General features: G+C 58.8%; 22 protein-coding genes. All 22 read right to left on the reverse strand.

Annotation, left to right across the window (positions count from 1 at the left end):
* Positions 1–155 precede the first annotated feature (155 nt).
* Complete coding sequence (locus GA0061102_RS17250) at positions 156–683, reverse strand: hypothetical protein (protein ID WP_092851298.1); 528 nt, start codon at positions 681–683, stop codon at positions 156–158.
* Positions 680–1,048 (reverse strand): hypothetical protein, encoded by a 369-nt coding sequence (locus GA0061102_RS17255; RefSeq protein WP_092851303.1) that lies wholly within the window; start codon positions 1,046–1,048, stop codon positions 680–682. The genes GA0061102_RS17250 and GA0061102_RS17255 overlap by 4 nt, the downstream gene beginning before the upstream one ends.
* A gap of 13 nt (positions 1,049–1,061) precedes the next feature.
* The gene (locus tag GA0061102_RS17260; RefSeq protein WP_092851307.1) at positions 1,062–1,655 is read right to left on the reverse strand and encodes a rod-binding protein; all 594 of its coding nucleotides are present in this window, start codon (positions 1,653–1,655) and stop codon (positions 1,062–1,064) included.
* Positions 1,656–1,771: 116 nt separating this feature from the next.
* Complete coding sequence (locus GA0061102_RS17265) at positions 1,772–2,191, reverse strand: hypothetical protein (RefSeq protein WP_092851311.1); 420 nt, start codon at positions 2,189–2,191, stop codon at positions 1,772–1,774.
* A gap of 72 nt (positions 2,192–2,263) precedes the next feature.
* On the reverse strand, positions 2,264–3,016 hold the full coding sequence (gene fliR, locus GA0061102_RS17270; RefSeq protein WP_092851313.1) for a flagellar biosynthetic protein FliR: 753 nt from the start codon (positions 3,014–3,016) through the stop codon (positions 2,264–2,266).
* Entirely contained in the window at positions 3,013–5,100 is a 2,088-nt protein-coding gene (gene flhA / locus GA0061102_RS17275) for a flagellar biosynthesis protein FlhA (protein WP_092851317.1), read from the reverse strand. The genes fliR and flhA overlap by 4 nt, the downstream gene beginning before the upstream one ends.
* A 151-nt stretch (positions 5,101–5,251) precedes the next feature.
* Positions 5,252–5,518: a flagellar biosynthesis protein FliQ gene (gene fliQ, locus GA0061102_RS17280; RefSeq protein WP_004114921.1), complete on the reverse strand. Its 267-nt coding sequence runs from the start codon at positions 5,516–5,518 to the stop codon at positions 5,252–5,254.
* A 31-nt stretch (positions 5,519–5,549) separates the two neighbouring features.
* Positions 5,550–6,050 (reverse strand): flagellar hook assembly protein FlgD, encoded by a 501-nt coding sequence (flgD, locus tag GA0061102_RS17285; protein WP_092851322.1) that lies wholly within the window; start codon positions 6,048–6,050, stop codon positions 5,550–5,552.
* Entirely contained in the window at positions 6,038–6,490 is a 453-nt protein-coding gene (gene flbT, locus GA0061102_RS17290) for a flagellar biosynthesis repressor FlbT (RefSeq protein WP_092851325.1), read from the reverse strand. Before flbT ends, flgD begins: the two co-directional genes overlap by 13 nt.
* A complete protein-coding gene (gene flaF / locus GA0061102_RS17295; protein ID WP_004114928.1) occupies positions 6,487–6,834 on the reverse strand; it encodes a flagellar biosynthesis regulator FlaF in 348 nt (115 codons plus the stop codon). Before flaF ends, flbT begins: the two co-directional genes overlap by 4 nt.
* Positions 6,835–6,871: 37 nt before the next feature.
* Positions 6,872–7,915 carry a flagellar hook-associated family protein gene (locus GA0061102_RS17300; RefSeq protein WP_092851327.1) on the reverse strand — a complete coding sequence of 348 codons (1,044 nt, stop codon included), beginning with the start codon at positions 7,913–7,915 and terminating at the stop codon, positions 6,872–6,874.
* Between the two features lie 3 nt (positions 7,916–7,918).
* Positions 7,919–9,433, reverse strand: coding sequence for a flagellar hook-associated protein FlgK (gene flgK / locus GA0061102_RS17305; protein ID WP_092851329.1), 1,515 nt, complete (start codon positions 9,431–9,433; stop codon positions 7,919–7,921).
* A 24-nt stretch (positions 9,434–9,457) separates the two neighbouring features.
* Positions 9,458–9,706 (reverse strand): hypothetical protein, encoded by a 249-nt coding sequence (locus GA0061102_RS17310; protein ID WP_139115069.1) that lies wholly within the window; start codon positions 9,704–9,706, stop codon positions 9,458–9,460.
* A gap of 290 nt (positions 9,707–9,996) precedes the next feature.
* Positions 9,997–10,668, reverse strand: coding sequence for a transcriptional activator Rem (gene rem / locus GA0061102_RS17315; protein WP_092851334.1), 672 nt, complete (start codon positions 10,666–10,668; stop codon positions 9,997–9,999).
* A gap of 280 nt (positions 10,669–10,948) precedes the next feature.
* Positions 10,949–11,536, reverse strand: coding sequence for a lytic transglycosylase domain-containing protein (locus GA0061102_RS17320; protein ID WP_092851335.1), 588 nt, complete (start codon positions 11,534–11,536; stop codon positions 10,949–10,951).
* Positions 11,484–13,079: a flagellar hook-length control protein FliK gene (locus GA0061102_RS17325; RefSeq protein ID WP_092851337.1), complete on the reverse strand. Its 1,596-nt coding sequence runs from the start codon at positions 13,077–13,079 to the stop codon at positions 11,484–11,486. Before GA0061102_RS17325 ends, GA0061102_RS17320 begins: the two co-directional genes overlap by 53 nt.
* A gap of 2 nt (positions 13,080–13,081) precedes the next feature.
* The gene (gene motC, locus GA0061102_RS17330; protein WP_092851341.1) at positions 13,082–14,386 is read right to left on the reverse strand and encodes a chemotaxis protein MotC; all 1,305 of its coding nucleotides are present in this window, start codon (positions 14,384–14,386) and stop codon (positions 13,082–13,084) included.
* A 3-nt stretch (positions 14,387–14,389) separates the two neighbouring features.
* Positions 14,390–15,832 (reverse strand): MotB family protein, encoded by a 1,443-nt coding sequence (locus GA0061102_RS17335; protein ID WP_092851344.1) that lies wholly within the window; start codon positions 15,830–15,832, stop codon positions 14,390–14,392.
* The gene (locus tag GA0061102_RS17340) at positions 15,829–16,461 is read right to left on the reverse strand and encodes a FliH/SctL family protein (RefSeq protein WP_092851349.1); all 633 of its coding nucleotides are present in this window, start codon (positions 16,459–16,461) and stop codon (positions 15,829–15,831) included. The genes GA0061102_RS17335 and GA0061102_RS17340 overlap by 4 nt, the downstream gene beginning before the upstream one ends.
* Positions 16,462–16,707: 246 nt before the next feature.
* Positions 16,708–17,685, reverse strand: a complete 978-nt coding sequence (locus tag GA0061102_RS17345; protein WP_092851353.1) for a flagellin N-terminal helical domain-containing protein — start codon at positions 17,683–17,685, stop codon at positions 16,708–16,710.
* Positions 17,686–17,940: 255 nt separating this feature from the next.
* Positions 17,941–18,864: a flagellin N-terminal helical domain-containing protein gene (locus GA0061102_RS17350; protein WP_092851355.1), complete on the reverse strand. Its 924-nt coding sequence runs from the start codon at positions 18,862–18,864 to the stop codon at positions 17,941–17,943.
* A gap of 329 nt (positions 18,865–19,193) precedes the next feature.
* On the reverse strand, positions 19,194–19,352 hold a 159-nt coding region (locus GA0061102_RS17355), incomplete at its 5' end, for a flagellin (protein WP_280949828.1).

Here is a 19,352-nt window from a genome sequence, read left to right on the forward strand (position 1 = left end):
GAGGTGTTTATAGCGAAGCAATCCCAAGCTTCTGTTAGGATAAAAAGCTGCAATTATCTGAATGCAGCAAGCTTTTCTTAAGCATAGCAGAGACCGCTGGCCGCCGCTCCTCGCCCGGAATGGCCACTGATGCAGCAAGGCGCATCAATATGGTACTACTCGGCTGGAACCTTGCTCTTTGCGGCGTCCTGCACGATCTTTACCGGCTTGACCGTCCTTTTGCCGATGCTTTCCCCGCCATGGGTCTCTTCCTTGGAGAGATAGTCGAGCTGTTCGACCAGGACCTCGGCGACATAGTTGCCGCCGAGCCGCTCATTCATCCGCTTTTTCAGATCGCTGCGAAAAGCCGCAACGTCGAAATTCTGCGCGTGACCGATATCGATCGTCTTGTTACCGACCAACAGCGAGAAGAGCTCGTCGGTCGTCAGTTCCGGCAAGGGTATCTGAAGCGCAGATGCCTTGCCTTTCTCCATCATGAAGGAGATGCGGGTGAGGAAATAGCCGGTCACCTGGCCGTTGGCGATAACGGGGACATTGATCGATTCGCCCTTGACCAGTTCCTGCTGCGCCTTCTTGGCATCATCAGGGCTGATCGCAGGCGCCGTCGCCGTCTGCACCGAAAAATAGACCGAAGCCAATGTTACCGCGCAGACCCAAAGGCCGGTGAGCACGAGCTTGATCATCCGGCCTCACGGACGCGGAATTGTTCCTGCGAATAAGTGCCATCGGTGTCGGCATTCTGCACGGCATTCTTCAGAATGTCGGCAACGGCGCGCACGGCCTCAAGATGAGCCTCCACGCGGCGGGCATTCACCACCAGCTTCTTCTTCAGCCCATGTAGCTGCTCGACATGCGCAACGGCGAGATCCGCCGGTTCCGTATCGCGAAACAGCATCGACAGTTCGTAAAGGCAGCGGCTCTTGTGAGCGTTCGACACCTTCAGATCGAATTCCGGGTCGGTGCCGATCCGGTTGTTCTCGTTGTCGATAATCATCTCCAGACGGCCAAGGACGGATTTGATCCGATAGTCCTGTGACATCACTTCCATGTTGCTACCTCGCTTATGCTTTCTGGGACGTCAGCGTATTATGATTGGTAATGCTGCTGTCGCCGTCGGTGGCGTCAGTTGCCGCAAGCGTCTTGCGTTGAAAATCCGTAATGGCGCTGAGTGCCATCTTCTTGTCGTTCTCATCGGTCGTTGCGTTGACGACGCCGCTGTTGCGCATCTTGTCGACCTGTTCCTTGTACATCTTCTCGGCGATGCCGACGCCGCCGTCCTTGGCGAGCGTATTGCCCAACTGCTCCGCCATCATGCCCTTCCAGATCTCGCCGGCCGAACCCTTGCCGTAGAGCGTCTCGCTATTGGGCAGCATGTTCTTCACGAAGTTCTGCAGCACCATGGCTTCGAACTTGCGATAGGCCTGCGGCACCTTCGTCTGCGCGGCATGCGTATTGGCGTTGCCGAGGCCGGCCTGCGTTGCAGCGCTGTTCAGCGCATCGACAGTCGCACCGAAACCATTGCCGTTTTCGGCCAGGCTGGTGGCGGCAAAGGCAGCTCTGTTGGCGGCGAGCTTGGCCTGAGCAACCTCGACATCGGCCGGATTGGCGGCCTTGACGACATCAAGGACCAAATCACTCGGAGGCGAAATAGCCACGTCACGTCTCCTTCTGCTATCGCACGCTCCCAAAAAACTCGATGCAACGATCGCGGGGCATGTCGAATCAAACGGTCAGAGCAAGCGGGCAACCCGATGCTCCATGATTGTGGCGATTATGAATTTTGAACCTTGCTGGAGGCTGGCGTTGCGCCGGCGAAGTGCTGGTCGATGACGTCGTAGACCGCATTGTCATCCGCCTCGCGGGCTTCGAGCGCGCGGGCGTCCTTCATATGTTCTTCCAGCCGTTCGGCTTTGGTTCGTTCCTGCTGGACCTTCATCTGAATCATCGTCTGGATGCCTTCCAGCTGCTGATCCTTAATTGTCAGGCGGCCGTAGCGTTCGGCATAATGGATGGAGAATGCCATGTGCACGGGATCGACCGAGCCGATGGCATCCATGACCCTTTCCATCGACTCAGTCACTTCCAGGCGCTGGCGTGTGGTATCCGCAAGCTCGTTCTCGGCGATCCGCTCCAGATGACGCTGCACCGCGACGAGGCGCTTCAATTTTTCAGAACGGTTTCTTTCCGCCATCGCCTACCTGCCCACCATGCGACTGTCCCCGGCCACTTCGGAAATGTGATTGTCGGCCATACTGCTCATGGACTAATGCCCGTTGAAGACGGTGAGGAACGCATTGGAGAATTGATTGATCACCGCCGCTATACTCCAATAGAGCATGAACAAGCCACCCATCAAAAGGTACGGCGTGGAGATGAAATAGATCGGAATTTGCGGCGCCAGCTTGTTGATGAAGCCGATCGAAATCTGGAACATCAGACCGTAAAGCAGAAACGGGCTCGACAACCGCAACATGATGAAGAAGGTGGTTGCCAGCGTATCCGTGATCGAAATCAGCGCGGCGCGCGGCTCGATATGGCCGCCAAAGGGGATGACGGAATAGGAATCGACCAGAGCCTGGAGAACATAATGATGAAAATCCAGGATGAAGAGAACCATCAGCCCGCAAAAGCTGATGAAGCTGGTCAACGAAGTCTCGCTTGAATCTTCGATGAAATCCGCACCGGCCGGCGCGTTGAAGCCGATCAGCATCGAGATGGCCGTGCCGGCAAACTGCAAGCCCAGCGTATAGATCCGGGCCATCATGCCGTACATCAGGCCGATGATCGTCTCCGTGAAGATCAAGACGATATAGCTTGCGCCGCTGTTCGCCACCGCCGGGTAGATCGTGTTCCAGAGCAGCGGCAGAATGGCCATCGACAGGGCCGCGGCGAGAAGCAGCCTTATCTGCGTCGGCACGCGGCCCGACGAGAACCCCGGGAGTACCATTATGCAGCCGCCGATGCGGCAGAAGGCGACGAACAGCGCCAGAATGGTCCCCTGGGGGTCAGTTATCATGAAATCGAACCTAGAATCTTGATCTCGATCCCCTTGGCCAACTCCACATGCGACAAAACCGGAAGCGTCGCGAACAGGCGTTCGATGATCATGCGCACATAGGAGCGCGTTTCCGGCGACGTGACAAGAACGAAGGGCATGCCTCTGTCCATGTATTCACGGATAACTTTGCCTGCCTGCTCGCTGAACTCTTCGAGGCTGCGCGGGTCGATGTCGAATTCGACGATTTCACCCTTCTGGTCGCGCTTCAGCGCCTGATGGAAGACCAGATCCCATTTGCTGCCGAGGCGCAGGACACGCAGCACGCCATTGTCGGCCAGATCGCCGCAGAGCTGCTGGGCCATGCGCACGCGCACATGCTCGACGATCTGCTCGGTCTTGCGCACATGCGGCGCAAGTTCGGCCACAGCTTCGAGAATGAGATGCAGGTTGCGGATAGATACGCGCTCGGCAAGCAGGAGCTTGAGCACGGCCTGCAGGCCAGAATAGGACATATGTGAGGAGCAGATTTCGTCTGCCAGCTTCTTATATTCCGGGTCGAGCCGCTCGATCAGGATCTTCACGTCCTTATAGGAGAGAAGCGCCGGCAGGTTGTTGCGGATAACCTCGCTCATATGGGTAAGCACGACGGAGACGTTGTCGATCGGCTGGAAGCCTTCGCGCTTCAGATCGTCGACGAACGCTTCGAGGACGGAGACAGCAGGCATGCCGAAAGCGGGTTCGCGAATCTCGTCGCCCGGAACGGTCGGCCTGCGGCCAGAGCCGGTGACCACAAGTACTTCGCCGACGCGCAGCATGTTGGAGGCGATCGTCGTGCCGTGGATGCGGATCTGATAGGACTTGTCGGCAATGGCCATGTCGTCGACCACCTTGATCTCCGGCACGACGAAACCATACTGCGTTGCGAACTTCTTGCGCATCTTGCCGACGCGGAAGGCGAGCTCCTGGTGGGCGCCAAGCAGGCGGGTGGAGACGATCTTGCCGAGGGCCAGCTCGATCTCGGCCGTTTTCAGAACGGACTTGACCGAATCCTTCTCCATCTCCTTCGTCTGCATCACCTTCTGCTCTTCGGCATCACGGCGAAGCTTGTTTTCGGCTTCGATCTGGCGCGGAATGAACCAAGCGCCGGAAGCCAGCAGGCCGCCAAGGAACACGAAAGGCAGGAAAGGCATGCCGGGCATCACGGCGAGAATGCCCATCAGGACGGCCGAGACGGCAAGCGCGCGCGGATAGCCGCTCAGCTGATTGATGACAGCCTGGTCGGTGGAGCCGGCCGTACCGCCGCGCGAAACGAGGAGGCCGGCTGCGAGAGACACGACAAGCGCCGGCATCTGCGAAACCAGACCATCGCCGACGGAGAGCTTGACGAAGACATCCGCTGCCTGACCGATCGGCATGCCGTGGCGGAAATAGCCGATGATAATGCCGCCGAAAATATTGATGCAGGTGATCAAAAGGCCAGCGACCGCATCGCCACGCACGAATTTCGAAGCACCGTCCATCGCGCCGAAAAAGGAGCTTTCCTCTTCAAGCTCGCGGCGCCGGCGCTGTGCTTCCTTCTCATCGATCAGGCCGGCCGACAGATCGGCGTCGATCGCCATCTGCTTGCCGGGGATGGCATCCAAGGTGAAACGGGCGCCGACTTCGGCGATACGCGTCGCACCCTTGGTAATGACGATGAAGTTGATGGTAATGAGGATCATGAAGACGATCAGACCGATGACGAAATCGCCCGACATCACCAGGCTGGCAAAGCCGGCGATGACGCCACCGGCAGCATTATGCCCTTCATAGCCGTGCGAGAGGATGACGCGCGTCGTCGCGATATTCAACGCCAGACGAGTCATCGTGGCGATCAGCAGGATCGTCGGGAAGGACGAGAATTCCAGCGGCTTCTTGATCCACAACGCTACCATGAGGATCAGCACCGAAAGCGCGATCGAAAAGGCAAGTCCGAGGTCGATCAGAAACGCCGGGATCGGCAGAAACAGCACGCAAAGGATGACCATGATACCGAGGGCGAACCCGATATCACGGACGCTAGGATTAGCTTTTGGGAGTGCTAGTGCGGGTGGTTGTGCCATCGACCGGTTTCCGTCTCTTCATGAGAGGAGGCAAACGGCTGACCCGCCTGCCCTATTCGAACCGATCTTTAGAAGGCGAAGCTTGCGCGAGAATGGCTTATGCCGGCAAAGCGCGTGATCCGAAAGCCGTTTCGGCCATCGGATCTGATGTTTAGAACCCTGACTGGATTCGCGAGAAGACGAGATTGGTGAAGATCGAAATCTGCGAACCGACGAAGGGAGCCGTGACGCCGATCGTCACCATGACGGCAACGATCTTCGGCACGAAGGTCAATGTCGCTTCCTGCACCTGCGTCAATGCCTGGATCAAGGCAATTACCAGACCAACGACCATGGCGGCAAGAACCGCCGGACCGGAAGCCACAAGCACCGTCCAGATCGCCGCCTGGAAGATATCCAACGCATCGGCTTCATTCATGGCACGTCATCCCTTGTTCAGCGGCTACTCATTAGCTGCCGGTCGAACCCGTGTTCGACGAATCGCTGCTGCTAGTATCCGTCGAAGCGGGCGGCGTATCAATGGTCGTGCCCGCAGGAGCGATCGTTACGCCGGCCTGGATCAGGATCTTGTCGCCGGCATTGGTCTGGGCGATGACACCGTCCGTATAGACGGTTACTTCCTTGATGGTACCCGTCGTCTTGCCGTCGGCACTCATGATCTGCTTGCCGATATAATCGGACGCCTGCGAGATCCACTGGTTCTGCAGCACCGTTTGCAGATGCGAATTCGTCTGGATCTGCTGCTCGACCTGGGAGAAGCTCGCCAGCTGAGAGATCTGCTGGCTGGCGTCCATCGGGCTCGTCGGATCCTGGTTCTTCATCTGCGCGATGAGAAGCTGCAGGAAGTTATTATAGTTCAGGGTAGCGCTTGTGGCGGCAGTTGCGGCTGTGTTCGAGGAGTTGCTCGAAGAGCTGCCGTTCGCGCCGGTAACGGCGTTTACCGCTGCCATGGAGCGATCTCCCGGCGGATATGCTCGATCGTGGCCGCCGGCATTTCCTGATTGTTCAGAATATTGTCCTCGACCGGATAGAGCCCGCGGATCGCCTTCAGCGCGTCGAAGGCGCGGCCGGTGGCGACGAGGCCATCGATGCGCTTCAGCTCGGCCAGCACTTCCTCATTGTTGAAGCACGACAGCAGCATGACGATCGACTTGCGGAACATCGCCGTCGACTGATCCTTGCCCTCCGGATTGATGAGGATCATCTGCGCGATGAAATAAAGCTGGCGCAGCGGAGTCGTTGCATCCTCGGGCTGGAGCACATGGTTCTCAAGCAGGAATGTCACATCATTCAGGAACTCCAGAGCAACCTTGCGATCGACGCGCAGAACGGCCCCGTTGATAAAGATCTTTTCCCCGGCTTTGAGCGATATACGAAGCGTACTTTTCATTTAAGTCCATCCCTGATGATGGTGGTGACATCTATGATGCCTTGATAATTTACCGACTGGCGCCGCTGGATCCGATCGCACTCCTTCAGAATCCAGATGCCGATCGAGATTAGGTTGGCACGCAGTTCGACATTGAGCTGGTTCTCCGGACTTTTGAGGTCCTCGACGAAGCTCACCCATACGCGCCGCGTATAATAGAGAGCTTCGATCGTTTCGCGGCCGTACTTCTCCGCATCACGGGCCGCAGAAAGAAGATTTATCGACCGGTCCAGAACTTGTCGTTCTCGCTCCTTGGCGTCGGCCACTGCATCCTGCATGACTTCCGCATATGAGAACTGATACATTCATGCATCCTTCCTGGTCATTCCTTCCCTTTGATCATCAAAGGTAATTTACGAGACTTAACTGCTGGATCTTGGAGACAATGGTGTAGGCGGTCTGAAGCTGTGTCTGGAGGTTACTGACCTTGGTGGAAGCCTCATAGGGATCCACACCCGTCAAGTCGCCTATGTTGGTAGTGAGAATGGTCTTCTGCGCGTTCAGCGACGTATTCGCGTCAGACAGGCGCGCTTGCGAGAGGCCGAGCTGGCTTGCCTGATTGTTCAATCCGTCAATTGCCTGGCGCGAGTAGCTGATGGCCTGGTCGGCAACCGCGCTCATTGCATCCTGGCTCAGAGCCGGCGTCGTGCTCATCAGAGCGTTGGTGACGCTTGTGGCGAGCGCCAGATAGCGCATGCCGGCCGAATTCGAATTGGTCGAGGTTTCGACGACATCCGTATTGCTGATCCGGCTCGTCATGTTCTGGTCCGATGCGCTCGACCAGCTCGCCCAATTAGCATCGGTCGTGAACATCGGCTCGACGGTGGTGGTGATGAAATCCTTGATCTGGGCTCCGGAGAGCTTGTCGACGGTCACACCTTTGGTCGTAGCGTACGTCGCCAGCGCGTTTTTGATCGCTGTATTCGTCGTAGCCGACTTGTCGGTCATCGGCTGCACGTCGGTGTTGGTGCCGGCGAAAAGATATTCGCCATTGACCATAACGTTGGCCGAGGCAACGACGCTCGACAAGGTCGATGTGGCGAGCTGCTGGCTCAGAGCGATGCTGTTGCTGTCGGTGTTGCCGCGCAATGCCACCAACTGATCCATGAGCTTCTGTGCCTGCGAGCTCATGCCGGTCAGAGCCGTCTGCGACGAAGTCATCCGCTGGTTCGCAATCGAGTTGCTGCCCAGAATGGAATCGATGCGCGAGACTTCTCTCCCCAGGTTGACGCTGAGGGAGGTGTTGCTGCCCAGCGCGACACCGATGTCGGCATAAACGCCGGTGGTCGCCTCCGTCGAGGCATCGGTCATCTCATTGCGCGCCTGACGGATCGTCTGGCGCATGGCGTTCTGAATGGCTTGGCTCGAAATGAAAGAAAGTTTCATGGCTTAGCTCGCAATATCCAATACCGATTGAAGCATCGCATTGACTGCATTCAATATCTTGGTTCCAGCCTTGTAAGACTGTTCGATATCCATCATCAGCTTCAGCTCTTCGTCGAGGCTGACGCCGGTTGCATTCGAATAGGCGCCCGAGGAACGCGACAGAGCTGCGGATGTATTTTCCGCTGCTGTCGTTGCCGTGCTGCGCTGGCCTTCGAGCCAGCCGACAGAGCTGGCCGAGTAGCTCATGAGGGTTGCATTTGTATCAGAACCGGCATGGCTATCAAAGCTCATCTTCGTATTCATCGCGGTGATGAGGCCATCGAGCTGCGTCGAATAGCCGGCGTCCAGCGGCTTGCTCGGGTTCAACGGATCGTAGCTCGGATTGGTGATGTAAGCCGTGCCATTGATGCCGCCATCGCGCAGCAGGGTCGGATTTGTGACCGCAGCCGCGTTGAGCGTGATGGAGCCGGCCAGGCCGGTCACGATCGTCGGATTGCTTAATCCGGTGCCGCTGGTCCATGTGGTCGCACCCGGATAGGTGAATAGGCCTGCCGCCTTCGTTACGGGTGGGCTGGCTGAGCTCGTTGATTCCGCAAAGGTCGTCACCAGGCCGCGAGCAATCTCGTCGAGCTGCTTCTGATAGGTGGGCGCGACATCATCGCGAACCTGAAGTGCCGCCTGAAGGCTGCCTTGCGCCGTTGTCGCTGCACCCTGGCCGACAGTCAGCGCGACACCGTCGACGTAGACGCTATTTCCGGTCGTGGAGGCCGTATACGAACCGGTCGCTTGAAACGTCACCGTGCGCGGGATGGTTTCGAATAGGGTCGTGCCGCTCGAGGTGTAGAGCGCCATGTCGTTGCTGTTGCCACGCGTCACCGCCGTCACGCCGATGATCTGCGAGATCTGCTTCAAGATCGAATCGCGCTGGTCGAGCGCATCGGCGGTAGCACTCGACGTCGGTCCGGCAGTCGTCGTCGCCGATTTCACCGCATCGTTTGCGTCTTTGAACTGCTTTAGCAGGCCATTCAGCGTATCGACGTCGGAGCTGATCTGCTTGTCCGCATCGGTGCGCGCGTTCTGCACCGCAGTCGTGGCATTGTTCAGCGACGTGACCAGGCTTTGAGCCGCATTGATGGCAGCTTTCGCCGCCGTGGTGCTGGACGGCGAGCCCGAATAGGTCTGCATCGCCGTCTGGAAGGCGGTCAGGTAGGTCGAGGGCGCAATCTCGTTGCTATTGCCACCGATCGTTGTAGACTGAAGATTGCTGTAGGCTTTCAGAAGCAGTTGCTGTGCCGAATCCGACGACGAGTTGGCAAGAAATGCCGTCTGCAATGCCGGCTCTTCGCTGCGGGCGATCTTCACCACCTGCGCGCCGGACATGTTGGTCGTCAATATCGCCTGTCGACGCGAATAATCCGAATTATTCGTATTGGCGATATTGTTCGACACGACACTGCTTTGCGTGCCTGTATTGTTGAATATTGCCTGCGCGTTGTTGAGAGCTGTTGTGAGCGACATGACTGACTCGATACCCTATTCGTTTTAGCGCCGCAGATCGGCCGATGGCGCGCCGGATGTGTCAGGATAGCCCATCAGAATGAGGCCGGCGGAGTTGAACGGATTGTCGTTTGCATCGCCCGCCAAAGCACCGGATTGGAGCCGAAACGACCGTCTGCAAGCACTCTGGAATGCGAGGACTGCACGATGAGCCGGCTTCGCATGCGCGGCGATGTTGGAAATGGCGCCCAGACGAATCGTCTGCACATCCCCTTCCGCAATCACAGTCCTCATGCTGCCGAAATTCCTCATCTGGAATCCTTGTTATCCTTCATGTGACTGAGAGTAGGTGGCGGGCCTTGCGTGAAGCTGTCTGAGAGGACAAAAGACCGATCATCTTGAAATCACCCCGCAGAGTGCCACTTGAGACCCTCGCGCAACGCTGACGAGGTGGGAGACGGTAAGGAACAACGCACCATAAGGTACCGGCTACTGCTGCGCATCTTCGCAAATAAGAAGCCCGGGAATCGCTGGATTCCCGGGCTTATGGCCGAATTCTGTAGGCTAGGAGCCGACTGGAAAGCTCAGTCCCAGTCGATGCAATAGCCGAGGAAGCGCTTGGAATCGACGGGGTCGAAGCCGAGCTTCTTGCGCAGCTTCTTGCGCAGCTTCGAAATATGGCTTTCGACGACGTTTTCTTCGACTTCTTCGTCGAAAATGCCGTAGATGGCGTTGAAGATCTGCGTCTTCGTCACCCGGCGGCCGCGGTTGGCGATCAAATATTCCAGGATGCGGCGCTCCCGTCGCGGCAGCGCAAAAATCTCGCCATTGATCTCCGGATCGCGACCGTCAGCAAAGACGCGAATCGGTCCGATATCCGTATAGTTGTTGATAGCCTTGAGCCGCCGGCGGATCGCCGCGGCCCGTGCCAGGATCTCGCGAGGATGTACGGGCTTGCGCACGACATCGTCCACGCCGCAATCAAAGAGTGCAAGCGTCGATTCCAGCGAAGGTTGATCGCTGACGGCGATGACGGGTGCAGTCGTCCGGTCGCGAATCGCCCTGGGAAGCTCATGAACATGCTGCCCCTGACCGATCAAAAACGCTTCAACAGCAGCAATATCGCCCTCTGCAGCCGTCGCGACCCATTCGCCGAATTCGCGTGGATCAAATCCCGTGGACGGGATGCCCTCGCGCCCAAAGAGTGATGTATATCCGTCCTTAACGAGCTCTCGCTCATCAACCACTACGATCATTCGTCCGCCTCCGAATCAGTGTGGTGTTTCGATGACCTATGGGTACGAATCGGGCGAATCACGAACAACTGTCGGAAATGAGTGGCGGGAATTAATAATTGATTAACCATATGGGTGCGATTTGCACTACATCTAGTAGGTCATCTTCATTTCACACCGATAAAAAAGCTGTTAGTTAGCTCATCGTTAACACGTACATTTTGGGCAAACTGGTGGCAGTCAACCGCATCGCATCGGTTAGCGTCAGCTAACCGGGCGGGCAATACAACCTGCGAGTTGTTTAATTCCGACAGAAGGTAGCCGCGTTGGGCGTCCATTTGCCATAACCGGTGGCCACCAGATTGGCGATCACGCGGCAAACATAGACCTTCTGGGCGGGGTCGTTGTTCGGTCCGGCGTGGTATCTTGCTACCGCCATCGTCCAGGTTTCATGCCTGTCATGGAGATTGCGGAGAAACTTGGCAGCATACTCTACGTTGCTGCGCGGGTCGAACATTGCAGCCACGGACGTAAAATTCTCACCGTGGAAATACTGGTTTATCTGCATGCAGCCGACGTCGATAAGCTTGGCGCCGTTCTGCCGTGCAGCAGCAAAAACCTGCAGAGCGGCATTCTCGGACGGAGGGAAGATCGGCCGTCCCTCGACATTGAGGGCATAGGGATAGAGCGATCCCTTGCGTCCCGTCTCCGTCAAGCCGACCGAGTAAAGAATTCCCTCCGGTATTCCGTATTTCACTGCGGCCGACTGGATTTCACGCTCGCAGAGGCCGGCTGCACCATTGTCAGGCGGTGCCGGATTCCCCGAGGCATATGCCTCAGAGGTAAACGGCGCCAGAGCGAGAACGCTGAACGCCACCAGCGGCGCCATCTTCCACGCCGCGCTCACCCGAACTGCGATTGCCATTGTTTTCACCTGCCTGCTGTCCCGAGTAGTTCTGGCCTCGCTGATTTGCACTACCGCCCTGCCCCTGATTCGGCAGGGATTGCTGCTGCGACTGGTTCGACCCGGACTGCCGCCCGCTGTCCGATGGCTGATCCGCATTGGAAGCCAGCGAGACGGTGATGTGATCGACCTGATAGCCTTGAGCCCGTAGCGCATCGACCATGCGGCTCTGATCAGCATGCAGCTGCCTGTAGGCCTCGCCCGTCTGCACCTTCAGATCGACACTCAGCTGATCGCCGGAGAGCCGCATGGTGGCGGTAACGTCGCCGAGATTATCGGGGCGGAGCTGGATCTTGAGCGTGTTGACGACCTTGCCGGTGCTGGTGAGATTCGCAGCATTGGAAAGCGCCGAACCCGGCTGCATGGCTGCCGACCACTCGCGGTCACCCGCTAAAGAACCGGCGACCAGCGCCGAATTGGAATTGGCAGCGAGCCCGAGGTAGCGGCGGGAATCGAGGACGGTCACGGTCTGTGCGTCGCCGCCTGTGCCAACGCCTACCGTGACATCTGCCGCATCGTCACCGCGCTTGGCGATCGACATGTCGAGCGCGCCGTTTCGACCGTCTGCGCGCGTCAACCGAAAGGTCTGCGCTGTATCCGTTACCTTGCCGTCTTCCTGCGGCGCCGGCATAGTGTCCGTCGCGTCGTCCTTCAGCGTGGCATTGGCAGGCACCGTGCCCTGGATCTTCGTATCGCGAGAAGCCTGCCCGACCGCTGTTGTTGGTGTGCCTTGCGCCGCGACGGCGGCCTGAGGAATATTCAGGAGCGACAAGGCGTCGGAGATAGTGGGCGCAGCCTGGCCACTTTGCGTAGGCGCGACCTTACCATCTTCAGCAGGGGTGGCTGCATCCTTGTCACCCTTCACCGGGGTCTTGCCATTGCCGTCAGTTGGCGCCGGCTTGCCGCCTGGCGTTGCCGCTTCCGTCAATTGCTGTACGATCTCGGCAAGCTGAGCGGCCGCGCGGGTCTGTGCCGGCACCTTGCCGGTATCAGCCATGGTCGCCGCCGGATCGGTCGCCGCAGCACCGGCGTCCGCCGGAGCCGGGCCCGAAGCGGCCTTCTGAAGCTCCATCAATGATTTCGCCAGCGACAGGGCATCGGTCCCCTCCGGAGATTTCGTCCCCTTCGGCAGACCGGCGAGACCTGCAAGATTGGCTGCAGTCGTATCGATCATTCCGGCTCCGATGGTGGCGCTTTCGTCGATGGCAAGACCATTCGCCACGGAACTTTCGGCCGACTTCGTTGCCGCTGCGTCCTTGTCGGTATTGCTGCTGTCGGCAGTACCTGCATTCCCGGCCTTGCCAGTGCCAGCATTCGTGCCGGACGATCTGCGCCCGTTGCCGCGGGAGCTGGTCAGTGCGTCGAGAAAGCCCTTGCCGTCCTCGTCTTGCTTTGACGAGCGGGCGCCCTTGGCGGCAGCAAGAATATCCGCCCCGGAAGAGGCGCCGGATACACCGATGTCGTTCATGATCAATGACTTCCCTGCTTCAACAGACCGTCGATGGCATCGAGCTTCGAGCGGTTCGTTGTGACGAATGCGTTGAACGAAGAGTCGGCCTCCTGCCTCCCCTTCTCCGGGGCGGGAGCTGCCTTTGCCGCGGCTCCCTGCTCAACACCCGCCGTGGTGGGAGATTGGCCTCCCCCTTGATTCGTCACAGCAGCATCGTGTTCAGTATTCTGTTGATTGGGCAGGTTAGGAACATTGCCTTGCCCGAGGCTTGCAGGATCCGGCGCTCGCAAGATCTCTTGTGCGACGGCCTTGGCAGCATCGCGCAGAGCGCGATCCCGTGCGTTCAATTCTCCGGCCGGCATCTGATTGAGGTTGTCGATCGCCGCTTCCAGACCTGGCGTCGATATGCCGGCGACACCGCCATAGAAGCCTGCCAAAGCGCCAAAGGCATCGCCGCCATCGTTCGATATGGCCTGGGCACGGCCGGCGGCCAGCGCTGCGAGATCGGACTTGCCGGCGATCGCCGCGCGGCGCGCCATGCGCAGATAGATCTCCCGCTGCCTGGGCGGATCCATGAAGGACAGGATGTCGATGATGTCCTGCTGCTTGATGTCTGAATCGTGATCCACCGCCAGCTGAACGAAGAGGTCGGCGAACTGGCTGGCATAGGGGGAATGCAGGAAGCGTCTCGTATAACGCCGCGCATAGTCGAGCCCCATCGGGACGAGCCCCGCATCGGTGCTTAGGGCAAGCGAGCGTCGCAGCGCGGATTCCTCGACGATCGTGCCGGGTGCCAGCAGACGAGCCCAATCGTAGAGCTTCAACGCCGCCGTGACATTCTTGCCAGACATGACATTACCGGCGACCAGCGAAAGATAGGGGCCGATCGGCTTGTCGCGGTATTCCCTGGCAATATCGGCAAGCGTGTTGACGACCAGCAGTCCCTTGCCGTTGAGATACTTCCGGAGAATATCGGCAACGCGATTGTCGAAATTGCCGTTGACGTCGCGCGACATCAGATATTCGAGCGTTTGCGGATTGCCGCCGCTCATCGCATAGGTCAGTGCGGCATCGACATTGCGGGTATCTTCAAAGATGGATTTATCCGCATTGCGCAGGCGGGCATCGATGGTGGCGAGCAGAAAGCGTTGCATCTCTCCAGCCGAGCTATCGCCCGCAACAACGGAATCCTGCACGAATTCAAGCGAGCGCAGCATCTTGTAGAGCGGCAGGTTGTCCTGCCCCTCCGCACGAGCGCCTCCCGGCACGAGGATGCCGAGGGTCAGCGCAAGCGCAAGACGATGACGATGCTGTTTGCGCGCCATGACCTATCCCTGCTTGCCTTGACCCGGCTTGCCCTTTTCCGTCGCCGGCTTGGCCGGGGTCTGGGTAGTGGGCTTCACGGGGTCCTTCGTAGCCTGGCTCGACGGACTGACGATCAGAATCTCGATGCGGCGATTAGCGTCGTTGAAGGGATCATCGGGCAGCTTCAGCCGCCGGTCTGCAAATCCGGAAACCTGCGCGATCCGCTTTTCATCCAAGCCGCCACTGGTCAGCATGTAGTAGGCGCTCTGGGCGCGGTCGAGCGACAGACGCCAGTTGTCATTGCGGCCGCCGACCATATAGGGGCGTCCGTCGGTATGGCCGCGGACCAGGATTGCTCCCTTGCGCTCCGCCAGAACCTTGCCGATCTTTTCCATCGCCAGCACCATTTCCCGGCGCGGCACGGCAGAGCCGATGTTGAACATCGGGTCGTTGCTCTGATCGGAAATCGTTACCAGCAAACCGCCCTCGACGGACGTTACCTGAAGACCCTCCGCCAGCTGGCCCGCGATGCCGCCGATCTGCGACTGGATTTCCTGCTGCAGTTCCTTGGCTTCCTGCTGCTGGGCTTTCGTCGGCGGGGTGTCCTTGGCCTGGGAGGCGGCGGCATTATCCTGGAAGCTCGAGGCAGTGCCTTGTTCGGTTGCGCTCGCGACCTGCTGCTGTGCTTGCTTGCCTTGCTGCTTGCCGATGGCCTGCTGTCCGGTAGCCTGTTGCTCGCTCAGGGTCGGCTGCTGTTCCGGGGTCTGCGGCTGCGTCGCCGGCTGGCCGCTGTCTGCAGCAGTCGCCTTGGACAGGGCGATAACCTCCCCCTTGGGTGACTGATCCGACTTGGCGGACTGTTCCTCGTTCGCCATCTTCGACGCGCTGGAAACGTGAACCTGCTTGGTCCAGAAATCCGGATCGAAGGGATCGCGATAGGCCTGACCGCCTTCGGCACCCGTCGCCGGGCCGGACTGCGCAGCACCGCCCTCGCCCTTGGCGCTGACATTGGCTTGCTGGCCGACTTCCTGTGCGATTTCGGCCAGAACCGAGTAGGGATTCTCGAAGAAATCGGCTTCGGAATAATTCGTCTGATCGCCGGATGTCGACGTCAGATCCTCGCCGGTCTTGGCCGACTTGCCGTCATTGGGCCTGTCCTGCGGCTTGTCCGACTTCTGCTGGTTCTTTTCGCCCTGAGCCTGATCGACAGGCTTCTTGAGCCCCTTCTCGGTCGGCTTCTCGTCGGCGAGCTTGATCGGATTGAAATAGGAAGCGACCGAGGCCTTCGTCTCCTCGTTGGCGGCATTGACCAGCCACATGACGAGGAAGAAGGCCATCATGGCGGTCATGAAGTCGGCATAGGCGATCTTCCACGCACCACCATGGCCGCCTTCGTGATCGCCGCCGCCGTGGCGCTTGACGATGATGATCTCATGCTTTGCTTGATTTTGATCGCCGTCGCTCATTTCAGAATCTCTTTCAGGCCCGCAGCCCAGGCAGACATGCGGGTCACAAGAACGCTTTCACCGATCGTGACAGTGAGATCGACATCCTCAACCTCGACGTGGCGCAGGAAAGCAGCCTCTTCACCAAGATGGGCTTCAAGGGCCTCGAAGAGATGGCGCGGACCGCTCACCGAGACCGGGCCGGCGCTGCCATCCAGAATTGCCGTCCTGACTAAGTCGGAGAGGTCGGCGACAGCCTTCGTCGTCAGGGTTTCAGTCATGACCGGCGCAAGGACTGCTGCGGCGTCCGCGCTGATTGCCTGGCCAAGCGTCGTTGCGATGCGGGCCAAATCTGCAGCGATCTTCTGTGCCGCCTGCTCTTCGTACTGCGCCCGAAGAGCATCCATTTCGGCGCGGAAGGAAGCGGTCACGGCATCGAGCTCTGCCTGATGCTTTTGGGACAAATCCTGCGTCGCCGCTTCATGCCCTTCCGCATAGGCGGCGCGACGCTCGGCCTCGACATCGACCGGCGGCTCCAAGGCGGGCTCAGGAAATTCCGCCGGCTCCGCAAAGACCGTGTCCGAGAAGTCGGCGGGCGGGGTCTGTTCGGCGCTGAAATCCTTGAGATATCGGGATAGTGTCAAGCTCAAGCGCGCATCTCCTCGTTTGCGTCGGTAGGACGCTGGCGGTAGATGCCACAAGAGGGCCGATCATTTCCCATTCTCAAAACGTCGATCATCACGCTTCCGGTTTCCGTCCTCTGGCAGCGCTCTGCGGAGATGACGACTATCTCCGGCAAACGGCGCAACCATGCCACTGCGCTGGACCGTAGGCAGTCAAACTTGTGCGAGGATGAATGCGGGGCGGCACGGCCGGATCGGCAATGCCGCCCGACATCACTTCGACTGAAGGATAATCAACACCTTGCTCGCCATGCTGTTGGCGATCGACAATGCCTGAACGCCCATCTGCTGCGCCGTCTGCAGCGCGGACTGCCGCACGGACGCTTCTTCCATATTCGTATCGACGAGATCGCCGACACTGCTTTTGATGGTGTCGCTGAGCTTGGAAATGTAGTTCGACTGGTCGTCGATATTAGACTTCATCATGCCCAGCGTCGAAGCCGCCGTGGTCGCCGACTTCAGAAGCGAGTTCGTGACATTGAGCATGTCCGTAAGCTGGGCGTCCGTCGTGGTGCTGGAGATGGCGATTTCCGTGCCGCCGGCCGGCGGCGTGCCGGCATCGGCAGCCAGAAGATAATAGTTGCGAGGCGTCGAGCTGCTGCCGGATGCGCCGAGCGCGCTTGCGTCGACATTCTTCGTCAACAATCCCCGGCTGGGATCGAAGGTATCGATCATCAGGGTCTGGGAGCTGTCATAGCCGATGGTCGTGAGGCTTATCTGGCCACCTGCGCCGCGGGTGAAGTTGCTGATCACGGACTGTTGCGTGCTGGGCTGCTCGCCGGTGTTGTAGAGCCAGTTTTCGCTGGAAAAGGCTGCCGACTGCGTGACCGCCTGCAACTGGTCCTTGAGCTGCTGGATATCGGAGTTGACCGCATCCTTGTTCGTGCCCGCTTCACTTGCCGAAACGAGCTTGGACTGGATCTTGGTCAGCAGGCTGACGACCGAATCCATCGCGGTCGACGCGGTATCGACCTTGGAGGAACCAAGGCCAAGCGCATCGTTGATGGTGGAAAGGCTGCTCTGGTCCGAGCGCATGGTGTTCGCCATCGACCAGTAGGTGGGGCTGTCGCTCGCATTCTGGACGCGGAAGCCGGATGAGACCTGCTGCTGCGCGACGCCGAGGTCTTTGTTGATTCCACGCAGCACGATCAACGCCGCAGACGTGGCCGCATTCGCCGTCACATTGCTCATCTAAAAAATCCGTAATTCCATTGGGATTGGCAAACCGGGCAAATCCGGCAGCAACGATTGGCCTCATGCCCACCAGCGGGAAATAAATATCCCAGCGCGGCCCGTCGCTAAAACAAGATGCAGTTCCCGCTTTGCGGAAAGTCGGGAGCCAGCTCCTGCGCAAAAACTACAAATCAGTTATCGGTAAGGTTAACAAAAGCCTGGGCGCGACGACAAGAGAGAAATGCCGCCGCGCTATCTTAACGCAAGCTCCGATCAAGCTTTGAACAGCGACAGCACGTTCTGTGCGCTCGTGTTGGCAATCTGCAGCGACTGGATTGCCAGCTGCTGCTGCGTCTGTAGTGCCGACAGCTTGCTCGACTCCTGTTCCATATTCGCATCGACGAGCTTGCCGACACCCGAATCGATCGTATCGCGCAGCGTGGAGACGAAGTTGGTCTGCAGGTCGATACGCGTCGAGAGCGAGCCAAGCTGAGAAGACGTACTCGTCATGGAGTTGAGCGCGCCCTGGACGAGATTCATCGCCTTGCCGATATCGCCGTTGGTCATGTTGGTGATGTCGAGGCTGAAGACGGAATAGGAGTTGCTACCGATCGTCTGCTTGCTGCCGAGAATGCCGGAACTGGTATCGAGCGCGCCGCTGGGCTTTGCGCCGAACATGACGTTGCCATGGGAGCCGGTATCGAAGCTGTAGCTGGTGCTGTTGACGGAAACCGTGCCGTTGTTGTTGCGAACGAAGGAGGAAACGACGGAGGCCGAGGCGCCATTGGCTGCATACATCCAGTTCTGACCGGAGAAGGAGGCCGATTGGGCAATGCTTTCCAATTGCTGCTGAAGCTGCGAGATCTCCTGCTGCACGTCCCCCTTGGAGACGCTGTTTTCGGTCGCTGCGACGAGCTTGTCCTTGATTTGCCCGACGACGGTGAGGGCAGTGCTCATCGCCGTATAGGCGGTGTCGACTTTGGCGGCACCCAGACCCAGCGCATCGGACACCGCGGACAGCGCGCTGTTGTCGGAACGCATGGAGGTCGCGATCGACCAATAGGCAGCGTTGTCGGATGCCTTGGCAACACGATAGCCGGAGGAAACGCGGCTTTGGGTATCCTGCAGATTGTTATTGATCGAGCGCAGGGTCTGGAGCGCGGACATAGCCGCGACGTTGGTCAGGATGCTGGTCATTGAAGGTGCCCCTTGTGGCTGAAATTGGAAGGGACATTCCGGTCTGTGGCCGGGAACGGAGATCAGCCTCATGCTTGTTAACCGGCTCTTAGGAGTGGTTAACCAACCGTTGCGTTAGCTGCAACTGACAGCAATAGCGTTAATAAAAGGTTAATGCCGCCACAAAAGTTAACAAAATCAGACCACATCAGATCCGGCGAGCGCGGCCGACGACATCATCTTTGGCGGTACGTAATTGGCCAATAAAAAAGAAAACCGCGCCTTCCAGGGAGGGCGCGGTGAAGTCGTCATTGCGTATTTCAGCCGGCGGTGGACGCCGACGCTTCCTATTAGCCGCGGAACAGCGACAGGATCGACTGGCTCGAGGAGTTGGCGATCGAGAGCGACTGGACGGCGAGCTGCTGCTGCGTCTGCAGAGCCGACAGCTTGCTCGATTCCTGTTCCATGTTGGCGTCAACCAGCTTGCCGACGCCCGACTGGATCGAGTC

Origin of the sequence: Martinezella miluonensis (assembly GCF_900094545.1) — a bacterium.
GTDB lineage: Bacteria > Pseudomonadota > Alphaproteobacteria > Rhizobiales > Rhizobiaceae > Rhizobium > Rhizobium miluonense.

What these genes read in the sequence shown, in the direction of transcription:
- motC (WP_092851341.1), bottom strand. Translation starts at nt 14,386, where the DNA reads ATGGCGCGCAAACAGCATCGTCATCGTCTTGCGCTTGCGCTGACCCTC.
- GA0061102_RS17325 (WP_092851337.1), bottom strand. Translation starts at nt 13,079, where the DNA reads ATGAACGACATCGGTGTATCCGGCGCCTCTTCCGGGGCGGATATTCTT.
- flhA (WP_092851317.1), bottom strand. Translation starts at nt 5,100, where the DNA reads ATGGCACAACCACCCGCACTAGCACTCCCAAAAGCTAATCCTAGCGTC.
- GA0061102_RS17255 (WP_092851303.1), bottom strand. Translation starts at nt 1,048, where the DNA reads ATGGAAGTGATGTCACAGGACTATCGGATCAAATCCGTCCTTGGCCGT.
- fliR (WP_092851313.1), bottom strand. Translation starts at nt 3,016, where the DNA reads ATGATAACTGACCCCCAGGGGACCATTCTGGCGCTGTTCGTCGCCTTC.
- GA0061102_RS17345 (WP_092851353.1), bottom strand. Translation starts at nt 17,685, where the DNA reads ATGAGCAATGTGACGGCGAATGCGGCCACGTCTGCGGCGTTGATCGTG.
- GA0061102_RS17350 (WP_092851355.1), bottom strand. Translation starts at nt 18,864, where the DNA reads ATGACCAGCATCCTGACCAACGTCGCGGCTATGTCCGCGCTCCAGACC.
- GA0061102_RS17250 (WP_092851298.1), bottom strand. Translation starts at nt 683, where the DNA reads ATGATCAAGCTCGTGCTCACCGGCCTTTGGGTCTGCGCGGTAACATTG.
- GA0061102_RS17335 (WP_092851344.1), bottom strand. Translation starts at nt 15,832, where the DNA reads ATGAGCGACGGCGATCAAAATCAAGCAAAGCATGAGATCATCATCGTC.
- flbT (WP_092851325.1), bottom strand. Translation starts at nt 6,490, where the DNA reads ATGAAAAGTACGCTTCGTATATCGCTCAAAGCCGGGGAAAAGATCTTT.
- fliQ (WP_004114921.1), bottom strand. Translation starts at nt 5,518, where the DNA reads ATGAATGAAGCCGATGCGTTGGATATCTTCCAGGCGGCGATCTGGACG.
- GA0061102_RS17310 (WP_139115069.1), bottom strand. Translation starts at nt 9,706, where the DNA reads ATGAGGACTGTGATTGCGGAAGGGGATGTGCAGACGATTCGTCTGGGC.
- rem (WP_092851334.1), bottom strand. Translation starts at nt 10,668, where the DNA reads ATGATCGTAGTGGTTGATGAGCGAGAGCTCGTTAAGGACGGATATACA.
- flgK (WP_092851329.1), bottom strand. Translation starts at nt 9,433, where the DNA reads ATGTCGCTCACAACAGCTCTCAACAACGCGCAGGCAATATTCAACAAT.
- GA0061102_RS17265 (WP_092851311.1), bottom strand. Translation starts at nt 2,191, where the DNA reads ATGGCGGAAAGAAACCGTTCTGAAAAATTGAAGCGCCTCGTCGCGGTG.
- flgD (WP_092851322.1), bottom strand. Translation starts at nt 6,050, where the DNA reads ATGGCAGCGGTAAACGCCGTTACCGGCGCGAACGGCAGCTCTTCGAGC.
- flaF (WP_004114928.1), bottom strand. Translation starts at nt 6,834, where the DNA reads ATGTATCAGTTCTCATATGCGGAAGTCATGCAGGATGCAGTGGCCGAC.
- GA0061102_RS17300 (WP_092851327.1), bottom strand. Translation starts at nt 7,915, where the DNA reads ATGAAACTTTCTTTCATTTCGAGCCAAGCCATTCAGAACGCCATGCGC.
- GA0061102_RS17320 (WP_092851335.1), bottom strand. Translation starts at nt 11,536, where the DNA reads ATGGCGCCGCTGGTGGCGTTCAGCGTTCTCGCTCTGGCGCCGTTTACC.